This is a genomic window from Acidovorax sp. GBBC 1281 (genome assembly GCF_028473645.1).
In the GTDB taxonomy this organism is placed as follows: Bacteria; Pseudomonadota; Gammaproteobacteria; order Burkholderiales; family Burkholderiaceae_C; genus Paracidovorax.
Window position 1 is genome coordinate 2,027,756 of the sequence record NZ_CP097269.1, and the last position, 14,111, is coordinate 2,041,866.

At 66.5% G+C, this 14,111-nt stretch carries 16 protein-coding genes, 1 tRNA gene and 2 pseudogenes; 15 read left to right on the plus strand and 4 right to left on the minus strand.

Annotated features, from left to right (window positions below):
- The first annotated feature begins 16 nt into the window (after window positions 1–16).
- The 8 genes from M5C96_RS09210 to M5C96_RS09245 all read left to right on the plus strand — a co-directional run bounded on the left by M5C96_RS09210 (window position 17) and on the right by M5C96_RS09245 (window position 5,634).
- Window positions 17–796, plus strand: a complete 780-nt coding sequence (locus tag M5C96_RS09210; protein WP_272568685.1) for a tRNA threonylcarbamoyladenosine dehydratase — start codon at window positions 17–19, stop codon at window positions 794–796.
- A gap of 69 nt (window positions 797–865) precedes the next feature.
- Window positions 866–941 (plus strand) — tRNA-Lys (locus M5C96_RS09215).
- Between the two features lie 221 nt (window positions 942–1,162).
- Window positions 1,163–1,780, plus strand: coding sequence for a DUF4124 domain-containing protein (locus M5C96_RS09220; RefSeq protein WP_272568687.1), 618 nt, complete (start codon window positions 1,163–1,165; stop codon window positions 1,778–1,780).
- Window positions 1,781–2,409: 629 nt separating this feature from the next.
- Window positions 2,410–2,811 (plus strand): IS66-like element accessory protein TnpA, encoded by a 402-nt coding sequence (gene tnpA / locus M5C96_RS09225; RefSeq protein ID WP_272563682.1) that lies wholly within the window; start codon window positions 2,410–2,412, stop codon window positions 2,809–2,811.
- A complete protein-coding gene (gene tnpB / locus M5C96_RS09230) occupies window positions 2,808–3,155 on the plus strand; it encodes an IS66 family insertion sequence element accessory protein TnpB (protein ID WP_272563683.1) in 348 nt (115 codons plus the stop codon). The genes tnpA and tnpB overlap by 4 nt, the downstream gene beginning before the upstream one ends.
- Window positions 3,156–3,232: 77 nt before the next feature.
- On the plus strand, window positions 3,233–4,798 hold the full coding sequence (tnpC, locus tag M5C96_RS09235; protein WP_272564826.1) for an IS66 family transposase: 1,566 nt from the start codon (window positions 3,233–3,235) through the stop codon (window positions 4,796–4,798).
- A 2-nt stretch (window positions 4,799–4,800) separates the two neighbouring features.
- Entirely contained in the window at window positions 4,801–5,382 is a 582-nt protein-coding gene (locus M5C96_RS09240; RefSeq protein WP_272563684.1) for a plasmid pRiA4b ORF-3 family protein, read from the plus strand.
- 6 nt (window positions 5,383–5,388) lie between these two features.
- Window positions 5,389–5,634 (plus strand): hypothetical protein, encoded by a 246-nt coding sequence (locus M5C96_RS09245; protein ID WP_272563685.1) that lies wholly within the window; start codon window positions 5,389–5,391, stop codon window positions 5,632–5,634.
- 150 nt (window positions 5,635–5,784) lie between these two features.
- Here M5C96_RS09245 and M5C96_RS09250 read toward each other — a convergent pair whose 3' ends face one another.
- The 3 genes from M5C96_RS09250 to M5C96_RS09260 form a co-directional block, all read right to left on the minus strand.
- On the minus strand, window positions 5,785–5,961 hold the full coding sequence (locus tag M5C96_RS09250) for a DUF3606 domain-containing protein (RefSeq protein WP_272568688.1): 177 nt from the start codon (window positions 5,959–5,961) through the stop codon (window positions 5,785–5,787).
- Between the two features lie 111 nt (window positions 5,962–6,072).
- The gene (locus M5C96_RS09255; RefSeq protein WP_272568689.1) at window positions 6,073–6,354 is read right to left on the minus strand and encodes a hypothetical protein; all 282 of its coding nucleotides are present in this window, start codon (window positions 6,352–6,354) and stop codon (window positions 6,073–6,075) included.
- A 43-nt stretch (window positions 6,355–6,397) separates the two neighbouring features.
- On the minus strand, window positions 6,398–6,709 hold the full coding sequence (locus tag M5C96_RS09260) for a hypothetical protein (protein ID WP_272568691.1): 312 nt from the start codon (window positions 6,707–6,709) through the stop codon (window positions 6,398–6,400).
- Window positions 6,710–6,862: 153 nt separating this feature from the next.
- On the opposite strand from M5C96_RS09260, the gene M5C96_RS09265 reads away from it, so the two are divergent.
- Together M5C96_RS09265 and M5C96_RS09270 are read left to right on the plus strand one after the other, a co-directional pair.
- Window positions 6,863–7,222, plus strand: coding sequence for a hypothetical protein (locus tag M5C96_RS09265; protein WP_272568694.1), 360 nt, complete (start codon window positions 6,863–6,865; stop codon window positions 7,220–7,222).
- Between the two features lie 89 nt (window positions 7,223–7,311).
- Window positions 7,312–7,464, plus strand: coding sequence for a hypothetical protein (locus M5C96_RS09270; protein ID WP_272568695.1), 153 nt, complete (start codon window positions 7,312–7,314; stop codon window positions 7,462–7,464).
- A 106-nt stretch (window positions 7,465–7,570) separates the two neighbouring features.
- Here M5C96_RS09270 and M5C96_RS09275 read toward each other — a convergent pair whose 3' ends face one another.
- Complete coding sequence (locus M5C96_RS09275) at window positions 7,571–8,473, minus strand: LysR family transcriptional regulator (protein ID WP_272568696.1); 903 nt, start codon at window positions 8,471–8,473, stop codon at window positions 7,571–7,573.
- Between the two features lie 81 nt (window positions 8,474–8,554).
- Between M5C96_RS09275 and M5C96_RS09280 the strand changes: the two genes are divergently transcribed.
- The 5 genes and pseudogenes from M5C96_RS09280 (at window position 8,555) to M5C96_RS09300 (ending at window position 14,088) form a co-directional block, all read left to right on the plus strand.
- On the plus strand, window positions 8,555–9,907 hold the full coding sequence (locus tag M5C96_RS09280) for an acyclic terpene utilization AtuA family protein (RefSeq protein WP_272568697.1): 1,353 nt from the start codon (window positions 8,555–8,557) through the stop codon (window positions 9,905–9,907).
- A gap of 23 nt (window positions 9,908–9,930) precedes the next feature.
- On the plus strand, window positions 9,931–10,359 hold the full coding sequence (locus M5C96_RS09285) for an AtuA-related protein (protein ID WP_272568698.1): 429 nt from the start codon (window positions 9,931–9,933) through the stop codon (window positions 10,357–10,359).
- A gap of 80 nt (window positions 10,360–10,439) precedes the next feature.
- Window positions 10,440–11,465 (plus strand): Bug family tripartite tricarboxylate transporter substrate binding protein, encoded by a 1,026-nt coding sequence (locus tag M5C96_RS09290; protein WP_272568699.1) that lies wholly within the window; start codon window positions 10,440–10,442, stop codon window positions 11,463–11,465.
- 186 nt (window positions 11,466–11,651) lie between these two features.
- A pseudogene (locus M5C96_RS09295) lies at window positions 11,652–13,088 on the plus strand (alpha/beta hydrolase domain-containing protein); the annotation flags it as partial.
- A 49-nt stretch (window positions 13,089–13,137) separates the two neighbouring features.
- Window positions 13,138–14,088: pseudogene (locus tag M5C96_RS09300) on the plus strand (IS5 family transposase).
- Window positions 14,089–14,111: the final 23 nt, after the last annotated feature.

A 14,111-nucleotide genomic window follows, 5' to 3' on the forward strand; every position in this document is an offset into this window, starting at 1 on the left:
TTCGCTGGCCCACGCGATGCAGGATGCCGGCACTGCCGATCTTCAGCGCCGCTTCGGCGGCCTGGAGCGGCTGTATGGCGTGGACGGCGCCGCGCGCATTCGCAACGCGCATGTGGCCGTGGTGGGCATTGGCGGCGTGGGCTCCTGGACTGCGGAAGCGCTGGCGCGCAGCGGTATCGGGCACCTCACGTTGATCGACCTGGATCAGGTGGCGGAGTCCAATATCAACCGCCAAATCCATGCCCTGTCCAGCACGGTGGGCCAGGCCAAGGTCGAAGCCATGCGAGACCGCATTGGCCAGATCAATCCAGAGTGCCAGGTGACGTGCATCGAGGAGTTTGCGGATGCCGACAACTGGCCGGCCTTGTTGCCGCATGGAGTCGATGCGGTCGTGGATGCCTGCGACCAGGTCAAGACTAAGGCGCTGATCGCTGACTGGGCGATTCGCGGTAAGCATCGGCTGGTGGCGGTGGGTGCTGCAGGCGGTAAACGGCTGGCGCACAAGGTGGACATCGACGATCTGTCGAACACCACGCACGATCCGCTGTTGGCCCAGATGCGTTACCGGCTACGCAAGCACTATGGTGCTGCGAAAGAGGGGCGCCGCATCGGTGTCCAGTGCGTGTTCAGCCGGGAAGCGGTGGCACCTCCCCATGCGTCCTGTGATATCGCGGGCGATGGTGACGGCTCACTCAATTGCCATGGCTATGGCTCGGTGGTGGCGGTGACTGCCACGTTCGGCCAGTGCGCTGCCGGATGGGTCTTGGACATGCTGGCAACCGTGCCAAAGCGGTAGATCCGCCTGGAAAAGACGCTATAATTCGAGGCTTTACTGCATGGGTTCTATGCCGATGTGGCAAAGGTTGGGACGTTAGCTCAGTTGGTAGAGCAGCGGACTTTTAATCCGTTTGTCGTGGGTTCGACCCCCGCACGTCCCACCAGATCATGCGAAGCGCTGCAGCTGTTCCAGTTGCAGCGCTTTTTGCTTTGTGTGGCCGTGATGGGCTTTCTTCTGCAGCGGGCGACCAGTGCGCTTTATCGCGGCTACTGAAACTGCGCGTTTCGCGCTCGAACCTGCTGTTGCAATGTCGTGCTGAACTCAGCCTTTAGTGCGCGACGTTGCTGCGTTTCGCCTGCTAGAGTCTCGGCACGGAGGTCATATATGAATTCCAAGGGACTCACCATGGTGGCCATGGTGCTGTGCGGCTGGACGCTATCGAGTACAGCGCAGGTTCATCGGTGCGCAGATGCCACAGGCAAGCTCACGTATTCCGATCAGCCCTGCCAGGCAGGTCAGGCGGGTGCACAGATCGAACAGCGTAAAACGGCGGAAGTGTTGCAGCAGGAACGCGCAGAGGCGGCTCAGGCCCATCAACTGAAGGCGCAACAGCAGCGCGCCGAACAGGACGCGCAACGCCGTCCCACTCCAACGACTTCACCAGCGCCGACTGTCATGGCGCAAACGCAGCCCACCGCCGAGTGCCGTGCTGCGCAAAAGGAGTTGGAGTTCGTCTCCAGTATCCGCACCCTGTCTGGTGCAGAAAAGCGTTCACGCATGAACGCCGCGATCAGCGGAGTGAATGCCTCATGCGGTACGCAGACACCGCTCATTCAGGAACCACCACCCCCTGTGATCCGGCAGATCGTCATGACGCACTGCGACACCAAGTTCTGCTACGACGATCGGGGTGCCGCTTATGGCCGAAGCGGGAACGGTGTGCTGACGGCGCCGGATGGACAGACGTGTACCGGGGCCGGCATGGCCTGGACATGCCAATGAAGATGCGTCGTCCGGTTTGACGGAGCGGGGGGGGGGGCGGCCACGCCGCTTGACCATTCATTGCACGGCGTTTGCGATGCCCTGCATGAGTGCGGGTGCGATCGCATTCAGCGCTTTCCTTTGGCCTTGAAGTGAATCGCTCGCGTATCGAACCACCACGGTGCGAATGAAAGCGGCGGCACAAAAAAGGCAGCCCGCACAAGGCGGGCTGAAACTTGCTCAAGAGCAAGAAAGGGAGGTGTCGACAGGGAGTGTCGACAGGTCAATATTAGGCGCTGTTGGCCCCCATGTTGTCCCACTGCATGGAAAGTGGTGGATTGGTGCAAAATGGCGGGTTGACCTCGACGGCGCATGGGGGCGGTGCGCAACAGCCAAGTGCTTGCCTAATGTCGATCCACCCTTGCCAGCCCCGTTGCTGCAAACGCCCAACCCTCAAGAAAACTGGCGCGAAGGCGCGTCCGAATGGCTCATTTGCACGCGGGCCTCGTGTACCTGATGTGCCTGCTGCTGCGGCAGCAGCGCGGTAAGCGTCTTCTCAGTACCCTCTGTTTTTGCTGAGGGCTGATGTGCAGGCTCGGTGGTCCATGTACGCTGCGATGGTGTGCATGAAGAACCGCTAATGCACATCAATGAACGATCAAGACACCCCGAGCAAGCGCCGTCGGCGCGAGCACAGCCCGATGTTCAAGCGCGAGCTGGTCGCACGAAGCCTGGTGCCCGGCGCGTCAGTGGCCGCCGTCGCGCTGCAGGCCGGCATCAACTCGAACCTGCTGTTCGCATGGCGCCGGATGCACCTGAGCACGCAAGAGCAGCCCCAGACGCCAGCGCCGCCGCAGCCCTCGCCGATGTTGCTGCCCGTCACCATCGAAGCTGCTCCGGTTGCGCCATGCCCTTCACCCACGGCGGCGGCGCCTCGTCAGCCTGGCGGGACCATCGAGATCGATGTCGGCGGGGCGAGGGTGCGATTGCGCGGTGCAGTCGACGAAGCCAGCGTGCGCCATGTCCTGCAGACGCTCAAGGCGCTGGCGTGATCGGCCTTCCCACGAGCACCCGCGTCTGGATCGTTGCCGGCCACACCGACATGAGGAAGGGCTTCAACGGCCTGTCTGCGATGGTGCAGACGGCGCTGGCGGCCAACCCCTTCTGCGGTCACGTCTTCGTCTTCCGCGGCCGGCGCGGCGACATGCTCAAGGTGCTGTGGTTCGATGGCCAGGGATTGCTTCTGCTGGCCAAGCGCCTGGAGCGCGGCCGATTCGTCTGGCCGCAGGCGCAAGGCGGCAAGGTCTCGCTCACGCCGGCACAGCTCTCGATGCTGCTCGAAGGCATCGACTGGCGCATGCCGATGCGCACAGATCAGCCTGCGCTCGCAGCTTGAACTGGGCTCAAGAATTCGTCTTCTGAACGCGCTGGTCGCGGTCGATTCCGGGTAGGTCCGATGGCATAGTAGATGGCGTGCCGAACACCGCCAACGCACCCCACACCGTCGACTCGCTGCTGCGTGTCGTGCAGGCCCGTGACGCGGAAGTCGCCCTGCTCAAACTGCTCGTCGACAAGCTCAAGGTGCAGTTGCTGCGCCAGGTCCGCGCCCGCTTCGGCGCCTCCAGCGAGCAGTTGGACGATCCGCAGATCGCATTGATCGAAGGTCTGCCGCTGCATGAACTCGCACCGGTCGGCAAGACACCGAAGGCGCAAGCGGCCAACAGCGAAGGCTTCGACCGCAGCCTGCCCACACACCTGCCGCGGGAGAACCATGTGTACCGGCCCGAGACATCGGATGCGCGGCGCGATGCCGCCGGCCAGGCCTGCGGCTGCAGCGCATGTGGTGGTCGGCTGCGGCAGATCGGCCAGGACGTCTCGGAACAACTGGAGTACGTGCCCTCGCGCTTCAAGGTGATCCGCCACGTGCGCCCCAAGCTCGCCTGCATGGCGTGCGAATCGATCTTCCAGGCGCCAGCGCCCAGCCGGCCCATCGCACGCGGCGTGGCCGGCCCCGGGCTGCTGGCCCACGTGCTGGTCGCCAAGTATTGCGACCACCAACCGCTGTACCGCCAGAGCCGGATCTACGCACGCGAGGGCGTCCTGATCGAGCGCTCCACGATGGCTGGCTGGGTCGGCCAGAGCGAGAAGCTCTTGCACCCACTGGTCGCAGCGCTCGGGCGCTACGTGCTGGCGGGCTCCAAGCTCCACGCCGACGACACGCCAGTGGCGGTGCTCTCGCCCGGGCGGGGCAAGACCAAGACCGGGCGGCTCTGGGTCTACGTGCGTGACGATCGGTCATCTGCGAGTGCAGACGCGCCCGCGGCGTGGTTGCGTTACTCGCCCGACCGCAAGGGTGAACATCCTCAGGCGCACCTGAAGAACTTCAAGGGCGTGTTGCAGGCCGATGCGTATGCCGGCTTCGCCAAGCTCTATGCAAACGGCAACGTCATCGAGGCTTCGTGCTGGGCGCATGCGCGCAGACCATTCTGGGATCTGCACGAGAGCCAGGGGCGGGCGCAGGGCTCGGTTGCAGAACAGGCCCTTCGGCGCATCGGTGCGCTGTATGCGATCGAATCCGACATCCGCGGCCGCCCACCGGATGAGCGCTGCCGGGAGCGGCAGGCGCGAGCCGGGCCGTTGCTCGAGGAACTGTTCGCCTGGTTGCGAGGGATGCTCGGGCAGGTGTGTGCCAAGTCGGAACTCGCACGCGCCATCGGCTACACGCTCACACGGCTCCGGTCGTTGACGCGCTACCGTGACGACGGTCGCATCGAGATCGACAACAACGCCGCCGAGCGCGCGCTGCGCGGCGTGAGCCTGGGCCGCAAGAACTTCATGTTCATGGGCTCGGACGCTGGGGGCGAGCGCGCCGCGGCCATCTACAGCCTGGTGGAGACGGCCAAGCTGAACGGGCTCGACCCCGAGGCTTACCTGCGCGATGTGCTCGGGCGCATTGCGGACCATCCGATCAATCGCATCGACGAGTTGCTGCCGTGGAACATCGGCCGACACGCCGAAGACCAACGACAAGCAGCTTGAGCATGGCGAGCAAGGTCCAACGGATCAAGGCACCAGCGGCGATCCTGCAACTGCACATTGAATTGCGCGGCACCAAGCCCAAGGTCTGGCGCCGCGTCCTGGTGCCAGAGACGATCACCCTGGCCAAGCTGCATCTTGTGGTCCAGGCTGCCTTCGGCTGGGGCCACTCGCATCTGCACGAGTTCATCGCTGGCGACGGCGAGCGCTATGGCACGCCAGACCCGATGCACGACGAGCCTGGCTCGATCACCAGCGAAAGCACGCGACTGACCACTGCCCTGAACCGGTCGACGCTGAGCTACGTCTACGACTTCGGGGACTACTGGGACCACCGCATCAAGGTCGAGAAGAAGATCGCACCGATGCCGCAGTTCGTGCTCCCGTTCTGTGCCGGCGGTGCCTGTGCAACGCCGCCGGAGGATTGCGGAGGCGCACCGGGCTATGCGGAGTTCGTGCGGGCCATGGCGAACCCTGACGATCCCGAGCACGACAACCTGGTCGAATGGATCGGTGCCGATACCTGGGACCCGTTGGCCTTCGACAGCATCGAGATCAACGACCGGCTCGCCGCGATCAAGGTCTGAGCGACGATGTCTCGGACGAACTACATCAAGGCCCTGATCGAGGACGGCGGCGACATCACGATCGGTGCGCTGCCACCGCACGAGTGCGTCGCCACGGCCGCCGATGGCAGCAACTGCCTGGCCATGCTCGTGCGTCGCGACGGTGAGAGCCTCAACGTCCTGCTCAAACGCTTGAACAAGGCCATCGGCCTGGCTTGGTCAAACGACACGTTCGTTGACGAGGTCAACGACGGCGAGAGCGACCTGCTGTAGTTCTTCCGTCGATCCCGCGTCAAGAGGGGGGCTGAGACGGCGCTTACGCAGCGCGGGATTGGCACCTTGCACATCATCCGGTGCATCCGGCATGCACACTTGCCGGAGATCCGCCAATTTTCCAACCGGTTCTTCCCACATGGTGGTCACCTACCGATTCGCCAGATAGGAACGCACCGCCTGCGCAGAATTGCCCACGGCTTTTACCGCGATGCGCAACTCGTTCTCGGTGCAATTCAGAGACCGGGCCCAGTCGCGCACCTCATAGTCCTCGGCCAGGCTGATGAGCTTGCGGTCTTGCGCAGTTTTCATGGCGTCGTCCGACATGGGTGGCTCCTGATGGAATGAGAGCGCCATGCTAGGTCTGCCGCTCCCGGGCTTCGCGTAGGACGATTGCGGCAGGACAAGGCCATCGACCGCGATGGCCATGGGCGGCGGTCAAGGCCTGCGTTGCGGGGTCAGTTGAATGGTACCGATGCCCTGCGGTGCCTCGCGGGCGGTCAGCCAGTGGATCCACAGGCCGCGAAGCCATGCCCCCATGTAGAGGACGCTGACGGCGAAGATGCCCCATTGGCCCGCCGTCCAGCTGGCATAGAACCAGAAGGGCTGGCCCAGCATGCCGAAGATGCAGGCCCAGCGCCGTCGTTCCTCGTGGCGCGATTGAGAGAGCCACGCCGCGGCGGCACCCAGCAACGCGATGGCGATTTGGTCGAAGCCCATGGGTGTGGGAATGGCTGGGGACAGGAGGGGCAACAAAGCCGGTTTATCCCGCCAGATGAACGTCGAAGTACGCGCTTTCCGCCTCGCCCAAACCCTGGAACGCGGCTTGGCGCGCCGCGGTACTGGCTTTGCCCCATTGCCGCAGCAAGGCGAGATCGGCGGGTGGCACCACTTCGGGCGGCGACTCTTCCAGGCTGCGCAGCGTGTCCAGTGCCGCGGCGACCTGGGCGGCGGAGCCGAAGGCCTTTTCCATCGCTTTGGCATAGCGGCGTTCTGCGTTGGTGCGCTTGCATTCGGGCAGGTTTTCCGGATAGTCGCGCAGGGTGACCGTGTAGGTGAGTTCTTCCGTTTCCATGGCGTGCTCCTTGGGTTGATGCTGTATGAATTTACAGTATTTTGGCGAAACTTTCATCCGGGTTTTTAGTGCCGGCCGTTGGAAGCGCTGGTCCTACACCTGCCCGGCCATGCGCGGCATAGGCTGGCAGCTTCCTTTTCAGGAGCGAAAAAAATGGCACACGACAAATTGACGCCCGAGCAGGATCGCCAGCGCGATCAGGGCCATTTCAACCTCTATGGAATGCGCGACGATGCGCGCGGCCGTGGCGAAGTGGACGGCGAGAACCCCGGCGATGGCGAAGGCCCCCGGCGCTTCGGAGCCAGTGGTGACGAATCCACGTACGCCAACCGCGCGCCGGAAGACGCGGTGCATGAGCATCCCACCGGCCCGATCGCTGCCGTCGATGCCTCCGGCTCGGCACGCGGCCTGGGCCTTGACTACGGGGGCGATGCGCACAAGGAACCCCGGTTGTCCTCACGCCAGGGTGCGGCGCTGATCGGCGAGCTCGATGACCGAAAGAAGACGGAATAGGGCTTGCTGCATGCTGCCAGGCGCCTGTTTCGCCCGCTGCAGCGGCCCCGCCGACCCCCACGTTTTCACCGTCCCTTGAAAGGCCATCGATGCACGCGTCCTCCATCCCCATTCCGACCCCGACCACCCCGCAGCCTCCGCTGGACACGCCGCCCCAGCCCGCCTGGACGCCTGTGCCCCCCGTCGAAGACCCGCCCGGGGGCGATGGGCCGCCCGTGCAGGAGCCGCCGCCTCACCACTGAGCCGGTACGGCGAGGGCAGCAGCCGAGTGCAGGTCTTGAGCCTGATCGGCCTATACCGCTTTATTCACGCCATCATTTGCTATGAAAAAGTAGCGCCTGATGGCGCTCAAGGCCGGTGCTTCATGACCAGGGAATACATCGCCTGGGCTGCGACCGACAGGCTGCGGTCCCGGCGCCGCACCAGGTAGATCTGGCGTGTCAGCCCTGGCAATGCCAGCGGCCGCGTCACCAGCCCGGGTTGGTCGAAGTGGAAAAGCGTGAGGGTGGGCACCACGCTGATGCCCAGGCCCGCGCGCACCATGCCCATCACGGTGGCGAGCTGTTCCACTTCCATGAGCGTGTTCATCGCCTGCGGGTGCAGCGCTGCCTCCAGGTACTGGCGAACGCTGCTGGTTCGCGCCAGATGCACGAAAGGGAACGCTGCCAGGTCGGCGGGTTGCAGCGCAACGACCTTGCCGCCATGGCGCCGGCGACGCGCGAGCGGATGGTCGGCGCGGCACACCAGGTGAAAGCCGTCGCTGCTGAACGGCTCGGCCTGCAGTTCCGGCGTATCGGCCCGGATGGCGGCCAACGCGAAATCGGCCTTACCCGTGGCCACCTGCTCGATGCAGGGTTCCGACAGCACATCGGCGATGTCCAGTTCGATGCCGGGATGGGCCGCGCGGTACGCCGCCAGCACTCCGGGCAGCCAGCCCGCCGCGAGCGAGGGCAGCAGGGCGATCGCCACGCGCCCCCGGCGCAGCGTAGCGGTGTCGTGCACTGCGGCGAAGGCGTTGTCGACCTCGGCCCGGATGCGGCGCGCGGACTCCAGAAAATCCTCACCTTCCGCCGTCAGGGCCACATGGCGCGTGCTGCGGTCGAACAACCGCAGTCCCATCGCATCTTCCAGCGTGCGGATGAGGGCGCTGAAGGCGGGCTGCGACAGGTGACAGTGCGCAGCCGCCCGCGTGAAGCTGCGCTGGCCGGCCAGGGCGAGAAAGGCATCGATCTGCCGTGTGGAGATATTCATTGAAGATTCGGATGAATTGATCCTGATTATCTATTTCACAGAATAACGCGCGGGGCCTACATTGGCCGGCAGGAGACAACCATGGCCCCCCCAAAAAACCTGCTGGTCGGCTGCGCCGCCGGCTTCTCGGGCGATCGCACCGATGCCGCCGCACCCGTGGTGCAGACCCTCATCGCCAGCGGCCAGCCCGCGGTACTGATTTTCGAAACCCTGGCCGAGCGCACCCTGGCCCTGGCCCAGTTGGCGCGCCGTGCCGATCCGGACGCCGGCTACGAGCCGTTGCTCGACGACCTGCTGCGCCCCGTGCTGGCGCAGTGCCTGCAGCACGGCATTCGCATCGTGAGCAATTTCGGCGCGGCCAATCCGCTGGGTGCTGCGCACCGCATCCAGCAATTGGCCCAAGCGCTGGGCGCGCGCCGCCCCCGCATCGCCGTGGTGCAGGGCGACGACCTGAGTGGGGACGGGTACCGTGCCGTGCTGGCCCAGGCGCTGGGCGCGGCCCTGCCCACCGATCCCATCGTGAGCGCCAATGCGTACATCGGCGCGCAGCCGATCGCCGATGCGCTGCGCGCCGGCGCCGACATCGTGGTGTGCGGCCGCGTGGCGGACCCCTCGCTGGTGCTGGGGCCGGCCCTCGCGCATTTCGGCTGGGCCCCGGACGACTGGGACCGGCTGGCGCGCGCCACCATGGCCGGGCATCTGCTGGAATGCGGCTCGCAGGTCACCGGCGGGTATTTCGCCGACCCGGGCTACAAGGACGTGCCGGGCATGGCGCAACTGGGCTACCCCATCGCCGAGATCGACGCCGATGGCCACTGCACCATCGCCAAGCCCGCGGGCACGGGCGGGCGCATCGACGAGCGCACGGTGAAGGAGCAGTTGCTGTACGAGCTGCACGACCCGGCCGCCTACCTCACGCCCGATGTGGTGGCCGACATCACCACCGCGCGCGTGCTGCCAGCCGGCACCGACCGTGTGCGGCTGGAAGGGGTGAGCGGCCATGCGCGGCCACCGTCGCTCAAGGTGAATGTGTGTTTCGAATCCGGCTGGTTCGCCGAGGGCGAGATTTCCTATGCCGGCGCCCGTGCCGAAGCGCGCGCGCGGCTGGCGGGCGAGGTCCTGCGCGAGCGCCTGGCCGGCGTCGCGCCGCTGCGCATCGACCTGATCGGGGTGACCAGCGTGTTCGGCGACGACGCCGGGCACTGGCGGGACGCGGCTGCGGCCGGCGATGCCCGCGATGTGCGCCTGCGCGTGGCGTTGCAGCACCGGGAGCACGCCAGCGCCCAGCGCCTGGTGCGCGAGGTGACGGCCCTGTACTGCTGCGGCCCGGCGGGCGGCGGCGGCGTGCGCACCGCGATGCGACCGCGCCTGGGCACGGTGTCGTGCCTGGTGCCGCGCGAGTCCGTGGCCGTGGGCCACGTGATGCTGGATTGACGCCGAGCCCCCAGGAACCCGCCATGACCACCGCCACCCCTTCGATCCCCGCATCGGCTGCCGCGCCATCGTCCGCTTCGACCTCCGCCACCGCCGCGCCCTTGACCGTGCCCCTGTACCGCCTCGCGCACAGCCGCACGGGCGACAAAGGCAACCGCTCCAACATCAGCGTGATCGCCTGGCATTCCGCGCTGTGGGAGGTGCTGACCGCGCAGGTCACCGAGGCCGCTGTGGCGCGCCAGTTCGCGCTGCGCCGGCCCAGCCGCGTCGCGCGCTACCTGCTGCCGAACCTGCACGCCATGAACTTCGTCATCGACGACGTGCTGGACGGCGGCGTGAACGATGCGCTCAATCTCGACAGCCATGGCAAGGCGCTGTCGTTCCTGCTGCTCGACCTGCCCGTCGAGGTGCCCGCCGCGCTCGCCGCGCACCTGGCGGGACCGCCCGGGTGACACCTTTCGAATGCCGCACCCGGCCATGCGTCGGGCCCGCGGTCCTGCATCGCTTTTTCCATAACCACACAGGAGACGACATGAACCCCTTTTTCCAACCCCAGCCTCGCCCCGAGCCGCACCGGCGCGCCTCGCGTCGCCATGCGCTCGCCGCCACCGTGGCGGCGGTTCTGGGCCTGGCGGTGGCCGGGCCGGCCGCTGCCCAGGCACCGGCCTATCCGTCCAAGCCCATCACCTTCGTCGTGCCGTTCGCGGCGGGCAGCGCCACCGACCAGCTCGCGCGCGCCATCGGCCAGTCCGTCACCACCGACACCAAGCAGGCGGTGGTGGTGGACAACAAGGCCGGCGCCAGCGGCATGATCGCCGCGCAGGCCGTGGCCAAGGCCGCGCCGGACGGCTACACGGTGCTCATCACCACCAACACCACGCACGCCGCCAACGAACACCTCTACAAAAAGCTGTCCTATGACCCGGTGAAGGATTTCGTGCCGGTCACCGGCCTGGGCAAGGGCGGCCAGGTGCTGGTGGTGAACGCCGCGGCACCCTACAAGAACGTGGGCGAGCTGATCGCGGCGGCCAAGAAGAGCCCGGGCAAGCTCAGCTTCGGCAGCGGCAGCTCGTCCAGCCGCGTCGCGGGGGAGATGCTCAAGCAACTGGCCGGCGTGGACATCCTGCATGTGCCCTACAAGAGCAACCCCCTGGCCATCACCGACCTGCTGGGCGGGCAGATCGATCTGATGATCACCGACACCTCCACGGGCGTGCCGCAGATCAAGGCCGGCAAGCTGCGCGCGCTGGGCTATTCGACGAAAAAGCGCGGTGCGCAGCTGCCCGACGTGCCCACCATCGAGGAGGCCGGCGTGAAGGGCTACGACATGGGCTACTGGTTCGCCGCCTATGTGCCGGCGGGCACGCCGGCCCCCGTGGTGGCGCGGCTCAACGAACTGCTCGGGCAGGCCACCAAGAGCGCGGCGGCCCAGTCGTTCTACGACATGGCGGGCTCCGAGGCCTGGACCACCACCTCCGACGAACTCGCGAAGTTCCAGGCCGCCGAAACCCGGAAATGGGGCCAGGTCATCAAGGCCGCGGGCATCCAGCCCGAATAGGTTCTCGCCCCCTCACGGCCCATCGGGCCGCGCCCTGAAGGCACGCATGTCCCCGCCGCAGCGCACGGCGGGGTGGGCGCAGCCTTGCCCTGTACCGACGACAACACCCAAGAACCTTCCGGAGACAACACCATGACATTCCCGTCCTTCGCGATTTCCCCGCTGGATCGCCCCCGGCTGCGCGCCATGGCGCCCGTGCTGGCCGCGGCGCTGCTGGCCGCCTGCGGCGGCAGCGATTCCCCGCCCGCGGCCACCGCCCCGCAGATGCGCCTGTCCATCACGGCCACCGAGGACGTCGCGGGCACCTACGGCAGCGTGGGCGCCTACGAGAAACTGACCGGCACCCTGCGCGGCGAGGTCGATCCCGCCGACCCGCGCAATGCGGTGATCCAGGACCTGCAGCTGGCCCCCGTCAATGCGCGCGGCATGGTGGAGTACAGCGCCGACTTCGTGATGCTCAAGCCCAAGGACATGGCCCGCGCCAGCGGCGTGCTGCGCTACGACGCGCCCAACCGCGGCAACATCCTCACGCAGCCCAACCCGGCCGCGACGCCGGGCGATGCGGTGTACTTCGAGCGGGGCTACGTGATGCTGTATTCGGCCTGGCAGGGCGACGTGCCCAAGAGCACGCCCGCACGCCTGACCGTGACGGTGCCCGTGGCCCGGAACCAGGACGGCAGCACCATCACCGGCCCGTACCGCACCGAACTCGTGCCCACGGCCGCCATGCCCGCCATGGCGCTGCCGGGCGGCGTGTTCAACGGCACCATGATCCCGTACGAGCCCGCCAGCCTGGACAACACCCAGCCCGGCTATTCGCTCACCCGCCGGCGCAACGAAACCGATGCGCGCGAGCCCGTGCCCGCGGGCCAGTGGAAGTTCGCCACCTGCGATGCGGCCGCCAACCCGTTCCCGGGTACGCCCAGCCCGGCCAGCGTGTGCCTGCAGGGCGGCTTCGATCCGCAGTACCTGTACGAGCTGGTCTATGTGGCGAAAGACCCCAAGGTCATGGGCGTGGGCCTGGCGGCGCTGCGGGACACGGTGAGCTTTTTCCGCAGCGCGGCCGCCGATGCCGACGGCCGGGCCAACCCGGTCGCCGGCCGCATCCAGTCCACGCTGGGGCAGGGCACCTCGCAGTCGGGCAATGCGATGAAGACCTTCCTGCACCTGGGCTTCAACCAGTCGCTGCGCGGCGGCAAGGTGTTCGACGGCATGTTCGCCCACGTGGCCGCACGCCAGACCAACATCAACACGCGCTTCGCCGTGCCGGGCGGCGGAGGTGGACTGCGCACCGACCACACGGCCTTCGGCCAGACGGCGCCGCGCGGGCTGGACAAGGACTACAGCGACGAGGTGAGCGGCCGGCAGGGCGGCGTGATGAAGCGCTGCGCGGCCACCGACACCTGCCCGAAGTTCTTCCTGGGCCTGTCGGGCACCGAGTTCTGGCAGCTGCAGGGCTCGCCGGTGCTGACGGATGCCAACGGCCTGCGCGACCTCGCCCAGCCCGCCAATGCGCGCATCTACTACTACGCCAGCACGCAGCACGGCGGCACGGGCGGCACCGAAAGCATCAGCTACGCGCCCACGCGCAATGTCTATCCGGCCGGCACGGTGGTGCACTTCACCGGCTTTGTTGCACAAATCGCGATGCTGATGCCCGTAGACTGACTGCGTGACAGAGACGAAGAACAGGCAGCGGAGCAAGTACCGCACGACGAACTGGAAGGCGTACAACGCGGCGCTGAAAGCGCGAGGCTCGTTGACGATGTGGCTAGATGAGGGCATGCAGTGGTTTGGCACGCCGACCGGCAGGCGTGGACGCAGCCGAACCTTCTCGGACGCAGCAATCCAGTTCTGCCTGAGCATCAAGTGCCTGTTCGGCCAGCCCTTGCGACAGGCGCTGGGCATGGTGCAGAGCCTGCTGCGGCTGGCAAAGCTGGACTGGCCGGTACCTGACTTCAGCACTGTTTGCCGGCGCCAAAAGACCTTGCAGGTCGAACTGAGCTACCAGCGAACCAACTCGCCGCTGCAGTTGCTGGTGGACAGCACCGGCATCAAGTTCCTGGGCGAAGGAGAGTGAAAACGCAAGAAGCATGGTGCTGAATACCGGCGCGAATGGCGCAAGGTCCATCTGGGCATCGACGCGCAGACGCTGGAAATACGCGCCATCGAGGTGACCAGCAACGCCATTGGGGATGCGCCGATGTTGCCCGGGTTGCTGGCTCAGATTCCCACTGACGAATCCATCGAAAGCGTCAGTGCCGATGGCGCCTACGACACGCGCGCCTGCCTGGACGCCATTGCCGAGCGGCACGCGATGGCGGTGATCCCGCCCCGCAAGAACGCCAGCCATTGGAAGAAGTCGAGTCCGGGCTCGGCGCATCGTAATGAGGCCATTCGGGCGTGCCAGCGCCTGGGTCGCGGCATTTGGAAGAAGTGGAGCGGCTACCACCGGCGCAGCCTTGTGGAGACGAAGATGCACTGCTTCAAGCGACTGGGCGAACGGGTGATCGCGCGCACGTTCGACCGCCAGGTTGTGGAGCTGCATGTCCGCGTGGCCTTGCTCAATCGGTTCAGTCAGATCGGCCGTCCTCACACCGTGTCGGTGACTGCTGTGGCATAGGTCCGTCTGGGGTTGGGGTCATG

What these genes read in the sequence shown, in the direction of transcription:
- M5C96_RS09210 (WP_272568685.1), top strand. Translation starts at nt 17, where the DNA reads ATGCAGGATGCCGGCACTGCCGATCTTCAGCGCCGCTTCGGCGGCCTG.
- M5C96_RS09220 (WP_272568687.1), top strand. Translation starts at nt 1,163, where the DNA reads ATGAATTCCAAGGGACTCACCATGGTGGCCATGGTGCTGTGCGGCTGG.
- tnpA (WP_272563682.1), top strand. Translation starts at nt 2,410, where the DNA reads ATGAACGATCAAGACACCCCGAGCAAGCGCCGTCGGCGCGAGCACAGC.
- M5C96_RS09240 (WP_272563684.1), top strand. Translation starts at nt 4,801, where the DNA reads ATGGCGAGCAAGGTCCAACGGATCAAGGCACCAGCGGCGATCCTGCAA.
- M5C96_RS09245 (WP_272563685.1), top strand. Translation starts at nt 5,389, where the DNA reads ATGTCTCGGACGAACTACATCAAGGCCCTGATCGAGGACGGCGGCGAC.
- M5C96_RS09250 (WP_272568688.1), bottom strand. Translation starts at nt 5,961, where the DNA reads ATGTCGGACGACGCCATGAAAACTGCGCAAGACCGCAAGCTCATCAGC.
- M5C96_RS09255 (WP_272568689.1), bottom strand. Translation starts at nt 6,354, where the DNA reads ATGGGCTTCGACCAAATCGCCATCGCGTTGCTGGGTGCCGCCGCGGCG.
- M5C96_RS09260 (WP_272568691.1), bottom strand. Translation starts at nt 6,709, where the DNA reads ATGGAAACGGAAGAACTCACCTACACGGTCACCCTGCGCGACTATCCG.
- M5C96_RS09265 (WP_272568694.1), top strand. Translation starts at nt 6,863, where the DNA reads ATGGCACACGACAAATTGACGCCCGAGCAGGATCGCCAGCGCGATCAG.
- M5C96_RS09270 (WP_272568695.1), top strand. Translation starts at nt 7,312, where the DNA reads ATGCACGCGTCCTCCATCCCCATTCCGACCCCGACCACCCCGCAGCCT.
- M5C96_RS09275 (WP_272568696.1), bottom strand. Translation starts at nt 8,473, where the DNA reads ATGAATATCTCCACACGGCAGATCGATGCCTTTCTCGCCCTGGCCGGC.
- M5C96_RS09280 (WP_272568697.1), top strand. Translation starts at nt 8,555, where the DNA reads ATGGCCCCCCCAAAAAACCTGCTGGTCGGCTGCGCCGCCGGCTTCTCG.
- M5C96_RS09285 (WP_272568698.1), top strand. Translation starts at nt 9,931, where the DNA reads ATGACCACCGCCACCCCTTCGATCCCCGCATCGGCTGCCGCGCCATCG.
- M5C96_RS09290 (WP_272568699.1), top strand. Translation starts at nt 10,440, where the DNA reads ATGAACCCCTTTTTCCAACCCCAGCCTCGCCCCGAGCCGCACCGGCGC.